Here is a 17,675-nt window from a genome sequence, read left to right as displayed (position 1 = left end):
ACCGATAAACTTTTCCTATCTCACCCGATAAATCTTAACGATTTATTGGGTGTTTATTTTGTTAGGATGGGGGAGAATATGAAGGTATCAGGTTAAAACTGTCCTTTCATTTAGAATTCTTGAAACAGCCTTGAATCCCTTTTAAGAGTCTGTTAATCCCACGCAACTTCCTCTAGTCAAGCCCAAAGCTCGAAAGAGCGAAATGCTTTTCTGCATATTTGGCTGCTGGTTCACTCGTCTTACGAAATGTGAGTCTAGAGACACGAAAATTCCTGTTCACTTAAAATCTTTGTGCGTCACCAAACCCTCCTCCTCTTCAATTAATAATGGTTTTCCCATCCCGACTAACATCGTGAAATAGCATGAACTAATGTATTTTTATTGGCAATGGTTTGTTGCTATTATCAATTCTAATAAATCTGGTACCATGGACCGAATTATGGTGAGGATTTAATTCTGAGCGCAATTACGACTATTTCTGATTTTCATTGTTCTGTTCTACAGCCTGGTAAACGACAGCAAATTAAAACTGCCTGTTAACTCAGCGAATGAGTTCTACTCTATACCATATTATTTTCGAAATCCATAACTTTTTTCTCGCTGACAGGAATTATGCGGGACACCCAGTAGCTGCTGAAAATCAGGTAGCTTTTTTTGTTAACTTTATGCGAAAATGGGGTTTATAGGAACATCAGGATTTTCAGGAGTGAGTTACCATAGATGTGGGGACCATTTAATGACAGTCCATAAATGTACCAAGGGTATCGAAAGATGCAGATGAAAAGGCATATGATTGATTTGGAGCTGGTAGTTATAATTAATTCAGCAGAGGAATTTGTAAGGTTAAGATTAAGTGAAAATGTTGACGATTACTTAAGGGCGGCTAGGGAAGAAGCAAATATATACATTTGGCTTGAAGTTATTGGAAAGTATCCAGATTTGAAGTATTGGGTGGCACATAACACAACGGTTCAGATGGAAGTTCTTGAGGTACTATCTGACGATCTTTGTTGGCAAGTCAGACATATGGTTGCATCTAAAAACAAACTGTCTGAAGAACTCCAAATTAAATTAGCTAATGATAGAGACCCCTCTGTTCGTCAAAGGATTGTAAACAATAAAAGAGCGACCATAAGCGCTTTGTTGGTTTTGTCTAAGGATGAGGAGTTAGAAATAAAAGAAATGGCGTTGAAAAAACTAGCGAAACTGGGATTTTACAAAAATGTTTGATTTATCTAAGGTAGGTGCAGTGTGACTGGCTAAAACAATTGGAGCGACATCATTATATCCTCCTGATGTTAGTAATGCATATCAAACATTTACAGACCATAAAGAATTACTTCAAAAGGGAACTATTGATGGTAAGTAATAGTCTACCATACCCTATAAAACCGTTGTACTAATAGTATTGTGTTGATGAAGGTGAAATAATGAATTACGTAATATTGTTTGGTATACCAGTAATAAATCTTATGTATTTGTTACGGTGTTATATTGTTGGATACAAGAAAAGAACTATTTTTTGGTTGGCAATTATCTATAACCTTTTTGGGTTTATTATCCTCTGTATTTCCTATAAATTTTCTTTACAAGTATTCATCGAAATAATGGTTTTTATAGCTATTTATCTTTTCTTAATGAGATTTAAGGAGAAATACTAAATGGAAGTAGCCTTTTTTCTAACACTTATTTGGCTAACTGTTGTTGTTTGGGGAGTAAGCAATTGAACTAGGATGGAAAACAAGTGAAAAAGGCTCACCAATAGCATTTGAATGGGATAATACTAAATTAGACAGAATTAAATTGCTTCAATGAGAGCATTTTTATTTCTTTTAGAAAGAGTCCCGTGATGGATAAAGAAAGATTATTTAGAAAATTCCCCTTTACTGAATCAAAAGATGGGAAATCAAACCTTGGAAAATATACACACATATGAATGAATATCCAGGTTGGAGGTACGTATGAAAATCGTCAGCATCATAGTAATTGCCGCAGGTTTATTTGCTATTTTCTTTCCCAAATATTCTACGTTCTTTTATAGCTATAATTTTAATACTAAAAAAGTTGAAAATAAGTATGAAACCCGTAGCGAAGCCGAATTAGTGTTGAGAAGAATAAAAGGAGGGCTATTTGTAACAGTAGGAATATTCTTCCTCCTAGGTTCTTGTGCCATTGATAAATAAAACATGGAGTTTATTATACATGAGGTGATATGTTGAAGCGTTCAAATTTGTTTTCAAGGATACTTGATGTTATTGATTTATTCATAACTGCTTTTTTATTGCAGTTTGGAATTGTACATATTCTTAGTATGAGGTTACCGATTCAAGATGGATACAGAACTCCGTTAGTTATTATATTTGTTTTTTTATTCTATTGGGTTTACTCAGCTATTTTTGAATCGTCTAAGTACAAAGGAACTGTAGGGAAGATAATTTTGTCAATTGTGGTCATGGATTTAGAAGGGAATAAACTAACATTTGGTAAAGCATCTAAAAGATTTTTAGGGAAAATAGTAACTACATTAACTCTATTAATTGGATACTTAATTGCTTTTGGTCCTTATAAACAGACGCTTCATGATAAAATCGCAAATACAAATGTTTATGACAAAGTACAGAGTGAATATTAGCCCAAATCTTCAAGTAATGACGATTGAAGTGATTTTAAGTTGCATTGGGGAGGGCAGTTCTTGTCGAACAAGGCCTACAGATTATTTTTTTATTTGTCTATTGTTATTGTCCTATTAGCTTTAGGCAAAGACAATAAAACAAGATTAACGTTAGGGTTATTACTTGTAGCACTGTACTTTATTAATAGAATAGTTCCTCAAAGGCATCGAACTATATTCATACTTTTGGCTTCAATAGTTGCCGTAGTTGTTAGGTCCGTATGATTATAGGAAAAAAATGACGATTTTATAGGAGACAATGATGGATAGTATAATCAAAAGAATTGAGGTTTTAAAAGGCGATATAACCACAATATCAGTGGATGTAATTGTAAATGCTGCTAATTCAAGTTTACTTGGTGGTGGGGGCGTTGATGGTGCTATCCATAAAGCAGGAGGTAAAGAAATACTGGATGAATGCAAGAGAATTCGTGATAAGCAAGGTGGATGCAAAACAGGAGAGGCAGTTATTACAACTGCAGGCAAACTTTCTGCTAATAATGTAATCCATACTGTTGGGCCAGTGTGGAATGGAGGTAGTAGTGGAGAGGAAGTCTTGTTAAGAAGCTGCTATAGAAACTCATTGAGACTTGCTGTGAAAAATAATGCAGATAGTATTGCATTTCCCAATATTAGTACTGGTATATTCAAATTCCCAAAAGATAGGGCATGTAAAATCGCAGTAGATGAAGTTTTAATGTTTTTGAATGAAAATGAAACAATATCTAAAGTTTTTTTCATCTGCTACGATGAAGATAGCTATAAAATTTATGTAGAGAAACTAAAAGAAATCCAATATTAACACGATTTTATAAGGAAGTGTGTTATTGAGTACTTGGAGAAGGAAGGCCATTGAGAATTTCTCTATCAATTTGGTCCAATGTATCACTAAAAGTATTTATGAAGTGTTCTAAACCTTCTTAATTGATGGCGGTTAAAGTCAAATAATAAAGACGGTTATAGAAATTTCAATCAATAGTTGTTATTATGATGACTTACGGAGATTACTTGTAGGTTTTATAAAATGTTGTCTGATAATAGAGAAATTGGAGAGTTTTTATGAACTATAAAGATTTGCATATTGGCGCAATTTTGCTTGGCGTAATTATTAATTTTGCTGGGTCGTACATTTCTATCGGAATATTACTTTTGATTTGCTTTAATAGTATGGGTCTCAGCGCAGAAGAGTATAAAGTAGTATTTTCTAATGATTTAATATTATGTGGAATAGTGATTGTTGGTTTGTTCTGGTCATTCCTTGTAGGTTATATGTCCGCTCGAATTGCAAAGAAAGCAGAATCTTTCAATGCATCGATCATTGGTGTAATAGGGTTGGCAATTGCTTTTAATGATTTATTGTCGATGGATAATTCGCCCTTTTGGTATACATTGGTTTCTTTTTTGGCCGAAATTCCAGTGATCTTATTAGGTGCAAAACTCGCCAAGAAGGTAAGGTCCAGGGCAATGTCTAGGCTGGATGAAAATTAAGATAAACTCGATATAAGCTTTGCGGTGAATGTATGAGGAGGAGCCCTATTGGATGATATAGCAGCAAGAGAAGACTTGAGATTAAAGCTGATTGAAGCAGAAGCCGTTCTTAAGGAAGCTGAAGAAGAGTATGCAGTATTTTTAAAACAATTGGAACATTACAGAATGGCTATTAAAGTACAGAAAGAAAAAATTTTGATGATTAAACAAAGATCAGGTCTGCATATTCAATAAACTGAGTTTAATGATATGGAATTATCAGTTACATACATAAAAAATGACTTCAAGGGATAATCAAAATGAAAAATAAATCAAAACTCCTTACTCTAGTTCTTTTAAGTATTATTGTATTGCTCTATATTTATAAACCCGAACTATTTGCGGTTCCAACGAGTAGTTCAAACAACGATACTGAAGTAACGAATATTATCATCTTCCCATCGGAGCGATTTCCTGAAACAGCGGCACATATAAAAGAAGCAATAAGCCATGGAGAGTCCCCAATTTGTACAATTGATCGAAAGGGTGCAGAAGCGAATCGAAAAGAGTCGCTTAAAGGCATTCCTACAAAACCAAATTTAGATCGAGATGAGTTTCCTATGGCAATGTGTGCTGAAGGTGGAAAAGGTGCAGACATTAAGTACATAAACCCTTCTGATAATCGGGGTGCTGGGTCTTGGGTTAGCAATCAACTTGATAAGTATAAGGATGGGACAAAGGTTAAGATTCTTGTAAATTGATAATAGTTTGTTTAATCCATTCTTGTCATCTCACCCAATAAATCTATTGATTTATTGGGTATTTTTACGTGGGGTAAAGGCCACAAAGTGATGTACATATCAATAAAAACCTGTAGCTATTTTATTTATATCTTGAAAAAGTAAAATAAAAACGTCGGGATATCAGTATCCCGACGTTGAACATAACAAGTATTGGCTCAAAGCTTCGCAAGGTATTCATCGAGCTGACTGAAGGTGCCTGCAAATCCTTGTTGCATGGAGCCGCGCATGGAGTTGAAGAATTGGAGTTCCTCTTCCGTAGCGTTTACAGGTCCTCCGTGCATAGTTAATGTTGTTTGGCCTTCATTCTCAGTAAAGGTCAGGACGTTCAGGATTTCTATTGGAAAGGTTTCACTGAAGGGTGGACGGACTGTATTGCCTTCTGGATCGGAGAAAGAGTTGACGAAAACGAGCTTCTCCGGCGAGATAATCTCGTGAAATACAAACTTACCCCACATTTCATGGCCATCGGAGGATTTCATACTGTAATGAAATATACCTCCTGGGCGAATATCGAACTTGGAAACATGAATTGAAAAACCAGTCGGTCCCCACCAGTGCTTTAGATGCTCTGCCTCAGTCCAGACTTTGAACACTAGCTCACGAGGAGCATTGAAGATGCGTGTTATTACCAATTCACTATCATTATTTGTTGCCGACATAGTTAATCCCTCCAAATTTTGCTTGTTTTTTTAAAATGAAACTCTATAATGGTTAAGTTTATTTGGTATTATTCAGGTGAGCTGATTTAAGTCTTTTGTGGTATAAAAAGTAAGATCCAAATATGACAAGGAATCCTATCAGGAAAAACACAAGTCCTATCGGAGGGTCGCCCACAGCCAAGGTCGAATATGCGGCACCGGCTAGATCGAAAACCAAGCCGGCATAAGCCCACTCCTTAATTCGAGGAAAGCCTGGAACAAGAATCGCTACAACCCCTAGTATTTTGGCAGCCCCTAGAAAAGGAAGCAGGTAAGCGGGGTAACCTAAATGAACAAATAATGTAACTGCATCGGGAACAGACATTAAATTTGGAATAGCTCCCACACCCATTAATGCTACTGTAAGTATTGTACAGATCCAATAGCCAATTGTTAATTTTTTCATCTTAATTATCATTCCCTCCCATGGGTAAGTAAATCCATAGATTCAGTATTACCTTTTCTGTTGAGATGCATGTTTCAAATCTTCATTATTCACTTCCTTTCCTTGCAACTTGTGCAGATAATTGTCCTATCGATCGAATCTTTCGTCCCAAATTCGTCGGTAGGATTCCAGCCAGGTGTCAAGCTCCTTGAAAGGATTAGGCCGCAATTTGTAGATCCGTCGATTAGTGGCTGCATGCACTCAACGAGTCCGGCCTCACGAAGCACCCGAAAATACTTGGAGTTTTGAGGTCGGTTGAGGCCAAGCTGATTGACAACTTCCGCCACTCAAAGGGGACCGTTACGCAAGTGTTCGACAATGTGTAATCGATGGGCACGGCAAGAGCGCCAAAGAGTGAAATTCATATTTTCAATATACTTTATCGGGAATATTCCTGTCAAGGAATGTTTGTGGAAAAGAAATAAAAAGCACATAGAAAAAGCCCGCCGGCTTTAAGGAACCGTCGGACTTTCCTGAACTTCGAAGAAGCAAGCTCTTGACCTATAAGAAGTTATGTTCTTAATGTAATGGATTGAATTCATTCAATTTATTGAGAGGTTTTTGCATGCTTGTCTGACACAAGGAGAGGGGAGAGAAGGGACTGAGTATCCGAATAGCGTTGTTCGGCCCTAACTAACCAACCGTCGGGAAGCTGTTCATTAATAAAGCCTTGAAGCTGGGGAAAGGAGACGGATAAATCATGGATAAGCTTCTCGTAAGTGTTTAATATGAAATCGAAATCCAATCCAATGTCATCCATCAAAAGTTCCTTCAATGCGGTATCGTTATCAGTGAAGTCGCGATACATTAGTCCATCATAAATTTCCGTTATCAGACCATTCTGAACCCGAACAATTTTTTGACATATATTTTGCATTGTCCCTACTCCTTACGCTAAGATTGACCTTATTATAGCATAGTAAAAATGCATAAATTGTAGAATATTGTTGATCAATCGGTTTAATTTACAAAAAATGGAGGTTTAATTATGATTTTCGACTATTGCGAGTTAGAATCCATACAGAGTGATCAATTGACTATAATTGCGGGCTGTCGTTTTGCAGATGAGCCTGACGAGCTTTATGTGGTTCAATTGGACACATTGCAGGATGGGACTGTTCAGGAGCTTGGATTGTATTTTAACGGAAATGACTGCAAGTATAGCTTCAAGCAAGAAGAACGCGCACTCATAAAGGACTACGTTTTAGAAAAATTAGCTGCTACCGAATATGCGAACTGGTTCCAGGGAGATTTGAAGCTTTGAATGAATAGTAGATTGACAAGGGCAAACCAGGTGAAACAAGCCTAGGTTTGTTTTTTTATGTATTCAAATTTCTTAAATAGATTTTGTTTCATGCATGAGAATGATTCTTTAGACAGAAAATAGAAATGGAGTCATATTAATGCCAGCACCTCAAATGCAGAATCGGAATTACTTTGCAAAACGGAGGTGGCAGGAGAAAGCGAAGTGCTGATCGATGGCAGTAAGCAAAAGGCATTCACTTCAGCATTCCAAGGTCACCAAAGGGATAGCACAAGCGGATCGGTTAACCAAAAGACTGCTTATGCATATATCGCCAGGAAGCGTCGCTGTCATACACCATGACGATCTGGATGAATTGGCTGCGGATGGATTAATCCAAGCCGGTGTTAGGGCAGTTATTAATGCTGGTCAAACGATGTCAGGTAAAACTCCCGGATACGGTCCCTTACTATTATTGAAAAGTGGTATCCCGATTGTTGAGATAGAGCCCATTTGGTTTCCTATGATTTTAAATCATAAAGAGCTCATGATAAACAATGATGAAATCGTAGTGGGCGATGATTTAATTATTCCGTGTAATGTTTTTACAATAGAAAAGTGGCTGCATTTAAATACTTCTGCCCAAAATTTACTGCATGAACAGTTGCGTGAGTTTATTGATAATACATTAACCTATGCTCAGCTTGAAAAAGAAGTTGTTCTTAAGCCGCTGCAATGTCTGGAAATGAGCACCGTATTGGCAGGCAGGCACGTTCTTATCGTCGTACGAGGTCGGGAGTATAAAGAAGACCTGGCAGCACTTAGCGGATACATAAGACGGCAACATCCCGTTCTCATTGGTGTGGATGGCGGAGCTGACGCACTGTTGGAGCAAGGTTATGTACCCGATATTATTATTGGCGATATGGATAGCGTATCAGATTCAGCTTTGCATTGCGGCGCTGAGCTTATCGTACATGCCTTCAGCAATGGCGAAGCGCCTGGTATGGAACGGCTGGAAGCAATGGGTCTCCATGCAGTGTCATTGTCTTCATATGGGACTAGTGAGGATATGGCCTTGCTGCTATCCTACGACCATCAATGCGAACAAATTGTGACAGTTGGCTTACATAGCAGTATGTATGATTTCCTGGAAAAAGGCAGACAAGGAATGGGCAGCACTATTCTTGTCCGTATGAAAGTTGGTGATAAGCTGACTGATGCCAAAGGAATAGCGAGATTAACTGAAGCTCCAAGGGATTCCAATTAGTTCAGAGCTGCAAAGGACTCGTTTTAATGGGGAAAGGGGATTCATATATGAAAATAAAGCCGCATGTATCGATTATTATCCCTGCTTGGAATGAGGAAATGTATATCGCTGAAACGTTGAAAGCTATCTATAAGTCTGCCGACGAAGAAGCAAAAGACTATTATTGCGAATTGATTGTTGTTGATGATGGAAGTACAGATGAAACCTATTCGAGAGCAGTGCCTTGGGCGGATCTAATTGTTCGCCATCCTTATCGTTGTGGTAAAGGGGCGGCAATGAATACTGGAAGAATCGCATCACGAGGGAGTGTACTAGTGTTTCTGGATGCTGACTTGGGAGCAACTGCGAATCAATTTCATAATCTTATTGCACCTATTCGTGCTAAACAGGCGGATATGGTCATTGCACGACTGCCTGCAGCAAAAAAACGGGGAGGTCTGGGCTTTGTCAAAATGCTGGCGAAGCACGGAGTATACCGATTGTCTGGATTTGAAGCTATGGCACCATTATCTGGACAAAGGGCTATTCAACGGGAAGTGATGGAGCGAATCGGCCGAGTCTCCGGTGGCTTTGGCGTAGAGGTTGGACTGACCATAGATGCGGTGAAGTTGGGCTACAAGGTGCAGGAGCTGATGATTCCATTTGCACATAGGGAAACGGGACGGGATATGCAGGGCTGGCTGCATCGTGGAAAACAACTGTGTGCAGTCGGAGAAACCTTATGGCGGCGTTGGACTGAGCCGATATGCTGATAGTGGGAATAATGCTTCAATGCGGAGTACTGGCATTGGTAGGCTTAGCTTTGCTGCCTTTGGTGACAAGGTTTATGGACGCGCATGGATTATTCGACAAGAATTACCTGGGGGAAGCAATTCCAACAGCATGCGGTTTGCTGTTATGGCTTCTTTTATTGGTGGAGACGGTAATCATATCGGCTGGAGGAAGGTTATGGGAAACAGACGCTTCCTATTTAGCCCAGCACTACGACCAGTTTTTGGCATATTCAATGAGTCTTAGTGTAATAGGCTTATTAGGCTTTATTGATGATGCTGTTGGAATTAAAGAAGTAAAAGGAATTGCGGAACATTGGAGGCTGTGGAAGGATCGCAGGCTGGTAAGCACTGGGCTGCTAAAAGCGGCAGGAACAGCAATAACTGCAATGGTGTTTGTGCTGCAGCTAACGGAATTATCCTTTTTACAGTGGGGCTGCTGCACTCTTTTGCTCATGCTTATGACTAATGGGATGAATTTATTGGATTTACGGCCTGGGCGTGCATTGAAATGTTTTTTTGCCTTGTCTGTTATTATTCTATTTTCTGCTGACAATTTTGGGCTGTGGATTGTACCCTTTATTCTTCCTTTGATGATCGGGGCTATCCTGCTGTTTGGACCGGATTTGCGGGGAAAGCTGATGCTGGGTGACACGGGAGCGAATATGTTGGGCTTTGCAGCGGGCTGTTGGGCAATTCTCTCTGCAGGGTGGATGTTGCAGACAATACTGCTGATCTTGTTGCTCTTTTTACATTTATTGACATGGCGAACTTCACTGAGTACTCTTATAGAACGTAACCGTTTGCTTCATTGGTTTGATCTTCTGGGTCGACAAGGAAGAGCTTAACCCAAAAAGATGTAACGATATCAAGGACATTTACAGTGAAGAATCATGAGAGTTTTTTTCCGATTAGTATTGAAAAGTGAACATAAAGAAGAAAAACTCCTTGTTGGAGTTTTTCAAGAGATATACATAAGAGTCGCACCATCTTTGGTGAAGGCTTTTATTGTCTTTTACGCTTTACTTTAAAGCGGGGAGCGACATAGTTGCGCTTGCGGTCACGGAAGAAAATCCACCCGCCGAGGTAAGAAACCCCTGCCAAAAATAAGATCAATCCAATGACCAGCTTTCCCCATTGTATATGAGGATTCGCCTCAATTGCTCCGAACTGGGCGAACCAAGCATCTTTCATTGCTAAAAATCCGTAAGTAGCCATAATTCCGGGAATAACTAACATCAATACAGCGATAAAACGGGCAATCATAACTTTCATGCCGGGCTCCTTTTCTTCCTGCATAGTGCAAAACTACATGTTTTAAAGTACCATATTATTGTTCATATTTCATTCATCTTTCGCAAATTGTACTATATTTATCACATGAAATAAGGTTACAATAGGAGAATCATAGATTAAGCATAATGCTTATGTAGTACCTTTTGCTACGCAAATCTCGGCTAATGCTTACAAAGTAGCTATTGCTGCGCAAAATTCATAGGAGGTTGAAAATATATGACGCAAGCTTTTGACATCGTCATCCTCGGAGGAGGAACGGGAGGATATATAGCAGCCGTCCGGGCCGCACAACTTGGAAAAACGGTTGCCATCGTGGAACGCGAAAAACTCGGAGGGACATGCTTACACCGCGGCTGTATTCCTAGTAAGGCATTGCTGCGCAGTGCAGAAGTGTACGCAACCATGCTTGCTAGCGATAAATACGGTATTGAGGCTTCCTCCGTACAATTAAATTTTCCCAAAGTACAATCACGCAAGCTCAACATAGTGGAACAGCTACATAAAGGTGTCCAGTACTTGATGAGCAAGCATAAGATACAAGTGTTTTATGGCAATGGGCGCATCATCGGTCCTTCGATATTTTCACCGAGAAGCGGAGTTGTATCCGTTGAGCAAGACGATGGGGAGATTATTACGCTGACACCTGACAAGCTGATCATTGCAACTGGATCGAGACCTAGGCAGCTGCCCGGCTTAAATGTGGACGGCAGCTTCATTATTAGCAGTGATGAAGCGTTGGAGCTGGAAGCATTACCTTCCTCGATAATCATAGTTGGAGGCGGCGTTATTGGTGTAGAGTGGGCCTCCATGTTAAGTGACTTTGGTGTTAAAGTGACGGTTATTGAGTATGCTCCACGACTGCTGCCAACTGAGGATGCTGACATTTCCAAAGAAATGGAGCGGATTCTCAAGAAGAGGGGAGTTCAAGTGCTGACCGATGCCCGCGTTATAGCGGAAGACACTAGAGTCGAAGCAGGTCAAGTAACCGTGCAGGTTGAACGCAAGGGCGAGCAGCAGCAGCTCCATGCGGACAAGGTATTGGTAAGTGTCGGACGTCAAGCCAATGTAGAAGGAATCGGACTGGAAGGAACAGATATTAAGCTCGACAAGGGTGCGATTCGCGTTAATGAGTTCATGCAGACTACCGAATCACACATATATGCTATCGGCGATGTTAATGGCGGGCTTCAGCTTGCCCATGTCGCTGGTCATGAAGGCATTATTGCAGTGGAACACGCAAGCGGGCTGAAACCTCATACGTTCGGAGCGCATCAAGTGCCACGCTGCATTTATACGCGTCCAGAAGCTGCTTCTATTGGTTGGACACAGCAGCAAGCAATAGAGCGGGGACACGAGGTTAAGGTTGGACGTTTTCCTTTTTCTGCGCTTGGAAAAGCTCTGATTAATGGCGATTCCGACGGGTTTGTTAAGGTCATTGCAGACAAGCAAACGAATGATATCCTTGGTGTACATATGCTTGGCACCCATGTAACTGATTATATTTCCGAAGCTGCTCTTGCCCAGGTATTGGATGCAACCCCATGGGAGGTCGGACAAACGATTCATCCACATCCAACGCTGTCTGAAGCATTAGGAGAAGCTATGCTGGCCGTGGATGGCCGTGCTATTGGGATATAATAGCGAAGTTGGCGGTTCATTTATTCATTATAAAAATTGTGTTCATATTTAAAACGGTTTATAATATACTTATAGAGGTAAGTATTAGTACCTAGTAATAATTATGGATGTTAGAAGGGGGTTGCACCCATGTCTATTGGACAATTATCAAAGCACCGCAAGCTTGGACTGTCTGACGAGCGCGCAGTTGAGATGTATAGATTTATGCAAAAAGCAAGAAAGTTTGATGAGCGGGGATTTTTGCTGCAGCGTTCAGGGAAAATTGGTTTTCACGTTTCCGGTATTGGTCAAGAGGTTGCTCAAGTGGCAGCTGCTTTTGCTTTGGAGCAAGGCAAAGACTATTTCCTGCCCTATTACCGTGATTATGGGTTTGTACTCTCTGTGGGTATGTCTGTTAAGGAATTAATGCTTTCGGTATTTGCGAAGGCAGAGGATCCGAACAGCGGCGGAAGGCAGATGCCTGGACATTTTAGCCATAAAAAGCTCAATATTGTAACGGGCTCAAGCCCAGTGACAACGCAGGTCCCACATGCTGTCGGATTTGCTTTGGCTGCAAAAATGAAGAAGCAGGATTTTGTATCCTTCGCAACTTTCGGAGAAGGCTCAAGTAATCAAGGCGATTTCCATGAGGGTTGCAATTTTGCCGGTGTTCATAAACTGCCTGTTATATTAATGTGTGAGAATAACCAATATGCCATATCGGTTCCTCTTCATAAACAGATTTCTGGAAGTATAGCAGAGCGTGCGGCCGGATATGGTTTTCCGGGAATTAAGGTAGACGGCAACGACGCTTTGGAGGTTTATCGCGTTATGAAGGAAGCACGTGAGCGTGCAGTCCGCGGCGAAGGCCCTACATTGATCGAGGCTGTAATGTACCGTATATCGCCGCATTCGACATCCGATGACGACATGCTGTATCGTACAAAAGAAGAAGTGGAAGAGAATCGTGCGAAGGATGGAATTCCGAAATACAGGAAATATCTTGTTGATTGTGGCTTGTGGAGCGATGAACAGGAAGAAGAGCTTATGGAACAGCTGAAGCAGGAAATTTCGGATGCTACACGTTATGCAGAGCAGGCTCCTTTTCCGTTACCTGAGGACACACTGCGACATGTGTATGCAGAAGAAGGGGAGGTGCGGTAATGGCGGTTATTACTTATTTGGAAGCCATCCGTTCTGCCATGTCTGAAGAGATGGAGCGGGATGAATCCGTATTTGTACTAGGTGAGGATGTAGGTAAAGGCGGCGTTCTAAATGCAACCAAAGGGCTGCGTGATAAATTCGGTGAAGATCGAGTTATGGACACCCCGTTGGCAGAGTCAGCCATCGCTGGGGTTGCTATTGGCGCTGCCATGTACGGAATGAAACCTATAGCTGAAATGCAGTTTGCAGATTTTATCTTTCCGGCCACAAATCAAATTATAAGCGAAGCGGCTCGTATTCGTTACCGCTCCAACAATGATTGGAATTGTCCGATTGTTGTTCGTGCGCCTTATGGTGCAACTGGTGGTGGTGCTCTCTATCATTCGCAATGTCCGGAATCCGTTTTTTTCGGAACCCCAGGCTTGAAAATGGTAGCTCCGTCAAACCCCTACGATGCAAAAGGCTTGATGAAAGCGGCTATTCGGGACGCTGATCCTGTGCTCTATTTTGAACATAAAAAATGCTATCTCGGAGTGACCGGCGAGGTGCCTGAAGGCGACTATGTAATCGAAATCGGGAAAGCTGATGTTAAAAGACAGGGAACGGATATTACCGTTATTTCCTACGGTATTACCGTACAATACGCGTTGCAAGCTGCTGAGGAGTTAGCCAAGGAAGGTATTAGCGTGCATATCTTGGATCTGCGCACGATACAGCCGCTAGATAAGGAAGCTATTCTGGAAGCAACCTCCAAAACGGGTAAAGTATTAATTATCCATGAGGATAATAAGACAGGCGGAGTGGGAGCAGAAGTATCGGCGATTATTGCAGAGGAACTGCTTTTTGAACTGGATGCTCCTATTAAGAGACTGTGCGCTCCAGATGTACCCGCAGTTGGGATGAATCCACCCATGGAGAAGTTTTACTTATTAAGCCCGGATAAGATTAAGGATGCTATGCGTGAGCTAGCCGAGTTTTAGAGGGAAACGGGATAAAGGAGGAAATCATATGAGCGGAAATAAACGAGAAATGGAAGTGACGGTTCCACATCTAGCGGAAAGTCTCGTCTCAGCAACTATAGGCAAATGGCTCAAAAAGCCGGGTGATTACATAGAGGAATACGATGCATTGTGTGAATTGATCACAGACAAGGTAACAACAGAGATGCCATCTCCGATTGCAGGCCGTTTAACTAAGCTGTTAGTCGAAGAAGGTGTTACTGCCGCAGTAGGCGAAGCGATTTGTATCATCGAGCTGACAGCTGGCAGCACTGCAGCTACATCATCCGACCAGAATGCTGTCACGCATTCAGAAGGGGATGCCGCTGTTCATGTCTCTTCGGAAGCTGATGTGAGCATGCGCAGCAGATATTCCCCATCTGTATTGAAGCTGGCGGCTGAGCATGGAATACGGCTCGAGGATGTTCGCGGCACTGGCTTAGGAGGCCGCATTACTCGCAAAGATATTGAAGCCTTCGCGGCTTCCGGCAGTGCGAATCGTGGTGCCGCTAGCACGGAATCGGCCATTCCTGCAATTGAAAAAGGGGATATATTTATCCCGAGCCAGCCGAAAGGGCCTGTAAGATCAACAGGTATTCACTTGTCACATAATCCGCCATTGCCTAACATAGAGGTTGAAGGTCAAGAGCTTGAGGGCCGGAGTGAATATTTGATCGATGTTACCCCGATTCGTAATATGATCGCTACCCGGATGCGCCAAAGCGTTACAGAAATTCCTCATGCCTGGACAATGATTGAGGTGGATGTTACCAATCTTGTTCTTCTTCGGAACAAGCTTAAGGATGATTTCAGGCAAAAAGAAGGTGTTAATTTAACCTATTTGTCTTTTATGCTTAAGGCGGTTGTCAGTGCAATTAAAGATTATCCTATAATGAACTCTGTTTGGGCTGTTGATAAAATTATTGTGAAGCGCGATATTAACATTTCGCTTGCTGTAGGCACGGAGGATTCCGTTATTACTCCCGTTATTAAAAAAGCAGACCAAAAAAATATAGCCGGTCTGGCACGAGAAGTGGATGACTTATCTCGAAAGGCCAGAGCCGGCAAGCTGTCCCTGAATGATTTGCAAGGCGGAACCTTTACGGTAAATAATACAGGCTCGTTCGGTTCTATCGCATCATATCCGATCATTAACTATCCACAGGCCGCTATTCTCACCTTTGAATCGATTGTCAAAAAGCCTGTTGTCATTCAAGATATGATTGCGGTACGTTCTATAGCCAACCTATGCTTGTCCTTGGATCACCGTATTTTGGACGGAGTTATTTGTGGGCGATTCCTGCAGCGCGTCAAGGAAAACATGGAGTCTTATAATCAGGAATCCAAGTTGTATTAAGTTAATGCGCTACATAAATAAATTAACGGTAAATAATACCGTCGACAACAGCATGGAAGCGATCATTAAGTAAATAATAACTTTAAACACTAGCTTGTTTCGCATCAAGTTCAGCTCCTCTTACTGACATTTCAGTTGTTAGTAATACTATTTTAACTTAAAACCAGCTTAGGAGGAAAGAGATGATTCAGGAAAAACGATTGGTGACCGAATTTATCGAATTGGTGCAGGTGGATAGCGAGACCCGTTTTGAGCAGGAAATTAGCCGTGTGTTAAAGAAAAAATTTCAGGATCTTGGTTTAAGTGTTGAAGAGGATGATGTTGCCGAGAAAATCGGACACGGATCAGGCAATTTGATTTGCACACTAGCTGCTACAACGGATGCCAACGTATCCCGCATCTTTTTTACCTCGCATATGGATACGGTGACTCCCGGTAAAGGAATATTGCCAATTATAGGCGATGATGGCATTATTCGAAGCGATGGCACAACTATTCTGGGCAGTGACGATAAAGCGGGCTTGGCTGCGATGCTGGAAGCAATCCGTGTTCTGAAGGAACAAGACATTAAGCACGGGCAAATTCAGTTTATCATTACAGCAGGCGAGGAATCGGGACTGAAGGGCGCAAGAGCGATGGATGCTAAGTGGATGCAGGCTGATTTCGGTTATGCGCTGGATTCCAATGGGAATATTGGAGATATCGCGGTAGCTGCACCGACTCAAGCCAAGATCAATATTGCCTTCACTGGACGTTCCGCACATGCAGGTGTTAACCCTGAATCAGGAATAAGTGCGATTACAGTTGCGAGCAAAGCTATTTCACAGATGACGCTGGGTCGGGTCGACAGTGAAACAACGGCTAATATCGGTCGATTCGCAGGTGGTGTGAACGGTGCAACGAATATTGTAGTTGATCGTGTTGAATTGGAAGCCGAGGCGCGCAGTATTGTGCAGGATAAGCTTGAGCGCCAGCTGGACTCAATGCGCAAAGCATGTGAGAATGCCGCAGCTAAGATGGGTGCGCAAGTCGATTTTCAGAGTGAGATCATTTATCCCGCTTACATGTACGATTTAGAAGCTCCTGTTGTTAATTTGGCAGTAGAAGCTTTGAAAAAAGTCGGCTGCACTCCAAGAACCTTCCACTCTGGTGGGGGGAGCGATGCGAATGTGTTTAATGGTATGGGGATTCCGACAGTCAATTTGGCAGTTGGCTATGAGCATATTCATACGACACAAGAGCAGATTGCAATCAAGGACTTGGTTAAAGTAACCGAGGTTGTTGTTCAAATCGTTAAAGAAGTTGCAGCCTCATAAGAAGTTGCCTTATAAAGTGTAACTTTCCCATTGTTATAGTAACTGCTTAATGAGCCTTCCGATTATTGGAGGGTTCTTTTTTATACACATAAGATAATTCTAGTGATTTACAGTACTAAAGTTGAAATACCCTTTCTAATGTTGCTTAAGTCATGGAGCGAGAACAGATGTTCAGAGGTTGCTGTCATTGTAAAAGAGACCGGGATACTCTTACGGTTAGGTACTAGTAAATAGCAGAGACGAGGTCGCTTTCTAACGCATGCTAACCGCGGGTATCGGGTTACGGGTTCGTTTATAGCATGTTATCGCAGCCCAGTGACCCCACGCAATTATCAGGAAAAAGTCACGTTATTTCCTCCCAAACATAGCATCCCAAGCCATATAAATGGAATTTCTCATGCTAATTCTACGTATTTTGGCTGATCTCAGCTATACCACCTCTATTAGCAGGAGTTTTTCAGGCTGTCGAGAAAGTCTCGGCAGTCTTTTTTTTCTTTAATATAATTCACCAATTCACCGCGTTAATTTGATATAATATAGTAAATAATTTGGAAAGTGGT

The 17,675-nt window shown here is 41.4% G+C and carries 21 protein-coding genes; 16 read left to right on the top strand and 5 right to left on the bottom strand.

Features of this window, described 5'->3' with window-relative positions; genetic code table 11:
• Positions 1–771: 771 nt before the first annotated feature.
• The 7 genes from ACFQ0C_RS00105 (at position 772) to ACFQ0C_RS00075 (ending at position 4,899) form a co-directional block, all read left to right on the top strand.
• Entirely contained in the window at positions 772–1,230 is a 459-nt protein-coding gene (locus tag ACFQ0C_RS00105) for a hypothetical protein (RefSeq protein ID WP_379362780.1), read from the top strand.
• 731 nt (positions 1,231–1,961) lie between these two features.
• Positions 1,962–2,183, top strand: a complete 222-nt coding sequence (locus ACFQ0C_RS00100) for a DUF6199 family natural product biosynthesis protein (RefSeq protein WP_379362778.1) — start codon at positions 1,962–1,964, stop codon at positions 2,181–2,183.
• 29 nt (positions 2,184–2,212) lie between these two features.
• On the top strand, positions 2,213–2,632 hold the full coding sequence (locus ACFQ0C_RS00095) for an RDD family protein (protein WP_379362776.1): 420 nt from the start codon (positions 2,213–2,215) through the stop codon (positions 2,630–2,632).
• Positions 2,633–2,933: 301 nt separating this feature from the next.
• A complete protein-coding gene (locus ACFQ0C_RS00090) occupies positions 2,934–3,473 on the top strand; it encodes an O-acetyl-ADP-ribose deacetylase (protein WP_379362774.1) in 540 nt (179 codons plus the stop codon).
• 257 nt (positions 3,474–3,730) lie between these two features.
• Positions 3,731–4,159 (top strand): hypothetical protein, encoded by a 429-nt coding sequence (locus ACFQ0C_RS00085; RefSeq protein WP_379362772.1) that lies wholly within the window; start codon positions 3,731–3,733, stop codon positions 4,157–4,159.
• Between the two features lie 48 nt (positions 4,160–4,207).
• Entirely contained in the window at positions 4,208–4,393 is a 186-nt protein-coding gene (locus ACFQ0C_RS00080) for a hypothetical protein (RefSeq protein WP_258215466.1), read from the top strand.
• Between the two features lie 65 nt (positions 4,394–4,458).
• Positions 4,459–4,899: a NucA/NucB deoxyribonuclease domain-containing protein gene (locus tag ACFQ0C_RS00075; protein ID WP_379362769.1), complete on the top strand. Its 441-nt coding sequence runs from the start codon at positions 4,459–4,461 to the stop codon at positions 4,897–4,899.
• A 197-nt stretch (positions 4,900–5,096) separates the two neighbouring features.
• On the opposite strand, the gene ACFQ0C_RS00070 is transcribed toward ACFQ0C_RS00075, so the two are convergent.
• From ACFQ0C_RS00070 to ACFQ0C_RS00060, 3 genes are all read right to left on the bottom strand, one after another.
• Complete coding sequence (locus tag ACFQ0C_RS00070; RefSeq protein ID WP_379362767.1) at positions 5,097–5,600, bottom strand: SRPBCC domain-containing protein; 504 nt, start codon at positions 5,598–5,600, stop codon at positions 5,097–5,099.
• Between the two features lie 58 nt (positions 5,601–5,658).
• On the bottom strand, positions 5,659–6,045 hold the full coding sequence (locus ACFQ0C_RS00065; protein ID WP_379362765.1) for a DoxX family protein: 387 nt from the start codon (positions 6,043–6,045) through the stop codon (positions 5,659–5,661).
• 586 nt (positions 6,046–6,631) lie between these two features.
• The gene (locus tag ACFQ0C_RS00060; RefSeq protein ID WP_379362763.1) at positions 6,632–6,961 is read right to left on the bottom strand and encodes a hypothetical protein; all 330 of its coding nucleotides are present in this window, start codon (positions 6,959–6,961) and stop codon (positions 6,632–6,634) included.
• A gap of 111 nt (positions 6,962–7,072) precedes the next feature.
• On the opposite strand from ACFQ0C_RS00060, the gene ACFQ0C_RS00055 reads away from it, so the two are divergent.
• The 4 genes from ACFQ0C_RS00055 to ACFQ0C_RS00040 all read left to right on the top strand — a co-directional run bounded on the left by ACFQ0C_RS00055 (position 7,073) and on the right by ACFQ0C_RS00040 (position 10,215).
• Positions 7,073–7,348, top strand: coding sequence for a hypothetical protein (locus tag ACFQ0C_RS00055; RefSeq protein WP_379362761.1), 276 nt, complete (start codon positions 7,073–7,075; stop codon positions 7,346–7,348).
• Between the two features lie 214 nt (positions 7,349–7,562).
• On the top strand, positions 7,563–8,597 hold the full coding sequence (gene steA / locus ACFQ0C_RS00050) for a putative cytokinetic ring protein SteA (protein ID WP_379362759.1): 1,035 nt from the start codon (positions 7,563–7,565) through the stop codon (positions 8,595–8,597).
• 47 nt (positions 8,598–8,644) lie between these two features.
• Positions 8,645–9,349: a glycosyltransferase family 2 protein gene (locus ACFQ0C_RS00045; protein WP_379362757.1), complete on the top strand. Its 705-nt coding sequence runs from the start codon at positions 8,645–8,647 to the stop codon at positions 9,347–9,349.
• An 11-nt stretch (positions 9,350–9,360) separates the two neighbouring features.
• Positions 9,361–10,215 carry a hypothetical protein gene (locus tag ACFQ0C_RS00040; protein ID WP_379362755.1) on the top strand — a complete coding sequence of 285 codons (855 nt, stop codon included), beginning with the start codon at positions 9,361–9,363 and terminating at the stop codon, positions 10,213–10,215.
• 157 nt (positions 10,216–10,372) lie between these two features.
• Here the strand turns inward: ACFQ0C_RS00040 and ACFQ0C_RS00035 are convergent, their stop codons facing one another.
• Positions 10,373–10,642 carry a DUF2627 domain-containing protein gene (locus ACFQ0C_RS00035; protein ID WP_258215457.1) on the bottom strand — a complete coding sequence of 90 codons (270 nt, stop codon included), beginning with the start codon at positions 10,640–10,642 and terminating at the stop codon, positions 10,373–10,375.
• A gap of 237 nt (positions 10,643–10,879) precedes the next feature.
• On the opposite strand from ACFQ0C_RS00035, the gene lpdA reads away from it, so the two are divergent.
• From lpdA to ACFQ0C_RS00015, 4 genes are all read left to right on the top strand, one after another.
• Positions 10,880–12,301, top strand: a complete 1,422-nt coding sequence (gene lpdA, locus ACFQ0C_RS00030; RefSeq protein ID WP_379362753.1) for a dihydrolipoyl dehydrogenase — start codon at positions 10,880–10,882, stop codon at positions 12,299–12,301.
• Between the two features lie 129 nt (positions 12,302–12,430).
• On the top strand, positions 12,431–13,444 hold the full coding sequence (locus ACFQ0C_RS00025; RefSeq protein WP_379362751.1) for a thiamine pyrophosphate-dependent dehydrogenase E1 component subunit alpha: 1,014 nt from the start codon (positions 12,431–12,433) through the stop codon (positions 13,442–13,444).
• Positions 13,444–14,424 carry an alpha-ketoacid dehydrogenase subunit beta gene (locus ACFQ0C_RS00020; RefSeq protein ID WP_379362749.1) on the top strand — a complete coding sequence of 327 codons (981 nt, stop codon included), beginning with the start codon at positions 13,444–13,446 and terminating at the stop codon, positions 14,422–14,424. Before ACFQ0C_RS00025 ends, ACFQ0C_RS00020 begins: the two co-directional genes overlap by 1 nt.
• A 28-nt stretch (positions 14,425–14,452) precedes the next feature.
• Positions 14,453–15,799, top strand: coding sequence for a dihydrolipoamide acetyltransferase family protein (locus ACFQ0C_RS00015; RefSeq protein WP_379362747.1), 1,347 nt, complete (start codon positions 14,453–14,455; stop codon positions 15,797–15,799).
• A 9-nt stretch (positions 15,800–15,808) separates the two neighbouring features.
• Here ACFQ0C_RS00015 and prli42 read toward each other — a convergent pair whose 3' ends face one another.
• Complete coding sequence (prli42, locus tag ACFQ0C_RS00010) at positions 15,809–15,904, bottom strand: stressosome-associated protein Prli42 (protein ID WP_258215452.1); 96 nt, start codon at positions 15,902–15,904, stop codon at positions 15,809–15,811.
• A 77-nt stretch (positions 15,905–15,981) separates the two neighbouring features.
• On the opposite strand from prli42, the gene ACFQ0C_RS00005 reads away from it, so the two are divergent.
• Complete coding sequence (locus tag ACFQ0C_RS00005; RefSeq protein ID WP_379362744.1) at positions 15,982–17,115, top strand: M20/M25/M40 family metallo-hydrolase; 1,134 nt, start codon at positions 15,982–15,984, stop codon at positions 17,113–17,115.
• Positions 17,116–17,675 lie beyond the last annotated feature (560 nt).

The organism is Paenibacillus sp. GCM10027630 (assembly GCF_042676305.1).
GTDB lineage: Bacteria > Bacillota > Bacilli > Paenibacillales > NBRC-103111 > Paenibacillus_S.
This window is presented reverse-complemented; position numbering and strand designations above follow the sequence as displayed.

Bases quoted from the DNA above. Each gene is read 5' to 3' on its own strand.
- ACFQ0C_RS00105 (WP_379362780.1), top strand. From the start codon at position 772: ATGCAGATGAAAAGGCATATGATTGATTTGGAGCTGGTAGTTATAATT.
- ACFQ0C_RS00100 (WP_379362778.1), top strand. From the start codon at position 1,962: ATGAAAATCGTCAGCATCATAGTAATTGCCGCAGGTTTATTTGCTATT.
- ACFQ0C_RS00095 (WP_379362776.1), top strand. From the start codon at position 2,213: ATGTTGAAGCGTTCAAATTTGTTTTCAAGGATACTTGATGTTATTGAT.
- ACFQ0C_RS00090 (WP_379362774.1), top strand. From the start codon at position 2,934: ATGGATAGTATAATCAAAAGAATTGAGGTTTTAAAAGGCGATATAACC.
- ACFQ0C_RS00085 (WP_379362772.1), top strand. From the start codon at position 3,731: ATGAACTATAAAGATTTGCATATTGGCGCAATTTTGCTTGGCGTAATT.
- ACFQ0C_RS00075 (WP_379362769.1), top strand. From the start codon at position 4,459: ATGAAAAATAAATCAAAACTCCTTACTCTAGTTCTTTTAAGTATTATT.
- ACFQ0C_RS00070 (WP_379362767.1), bottom strand. From the start codon at position 5,600: ATGTCGGCAACAAATAATGATAGTGAATTGGTAATAACACGCATCTTC.
- ACFQ0C_RS00065 (WP_379362765.1), bottom strand. From the start codon at position 6,045: ATGAAAAAATTAACAATTGGCTATTGGATCTGTACAATACTTACAGTA.
- ACFQ0C_RS00060 (WP_379362763.1), bottom strand. From the start codon at position 6,961: ATGCAAAATATATGTCAAAAAATTGTTCGGGTTCAGAATGGTCTGATA.
- ACFQ0C_RS00055 (WP_379362761.1), top strand. From the start codon at position 7,073: ATGATTTTCGACTATTGCGAGTTAGAATCCATACAGAGTGATCAATTG.
- steA (WP_379362759.1), top strand. From the start codon at position 7,563: ATGGCAGTAAGCAAAAGGCATTCACTTCAGCATTCCAAGGTCACCAAA.
- ACFQ0C_RS00045 (WP_379362757.1), top strand. From the start codon at position 8,645: ATGAAAATAAAGCCGCATGTATCGATTATTATCCCTGCTTGGAATGAG.
- ACFQ0C_RS00040 (WP_379362755.1), top strand. From the start codon at position 9,361: ATGCTTCAATGCGGAGTACTGGCATTGGTAGGCTTAGCTTTGCTGCCT.
- ACFQ0C_RS00035 (WP_258215457.1), bottom strand. From the start codon at position 10,642: ATGAAAGTTATGATTGCCCGTTTTATCGCTGTATTGATGTTAGTTATT.
- lpdA (WP_379362753.1), top strand. From the start codon at position 10,880: ATGACGCAAGCTTTTGACATCGTCATCCTCGGAGGAGGAACGGGAGGA.
- ACFQ0C_RS00025 (WP_379362751.1), top strand. From the start codon at position 12,431: ATGTCTATTGGACAATTATCAAAGCACCGCAAGCTTGGACTGTCTGAC.
- ACFQ0C_RS00020 (WP_379362749.1), top strand. From the start codon at position 13,444: ATGGCGGTTATTACTTATTTGGAAGCCATCCGTTCTGCCATGTCTGAA.
- ACFQ0C_RS00015 (WP_379362747.1), top strand. From the start codon at position 14,453: ATGAGCGGAAATAAACGAGAAATGGAAGTGACGGTTCCACATCTAGCG.
- prli42 (WP_258215452.1), bottom strand. From the start codon at position 15,904: ATGCGAAACAAGCTAGTGTTTAAAGTTATTATTTACTTAATGATCGCT.
- ACFQ0C_RS00005 (WP_379362744.1), top strand. From the start codon at position 15,982: ATGATTCAGGAAAAACGATTGGTGACCGAATTTATCGAATTGGTGCAG.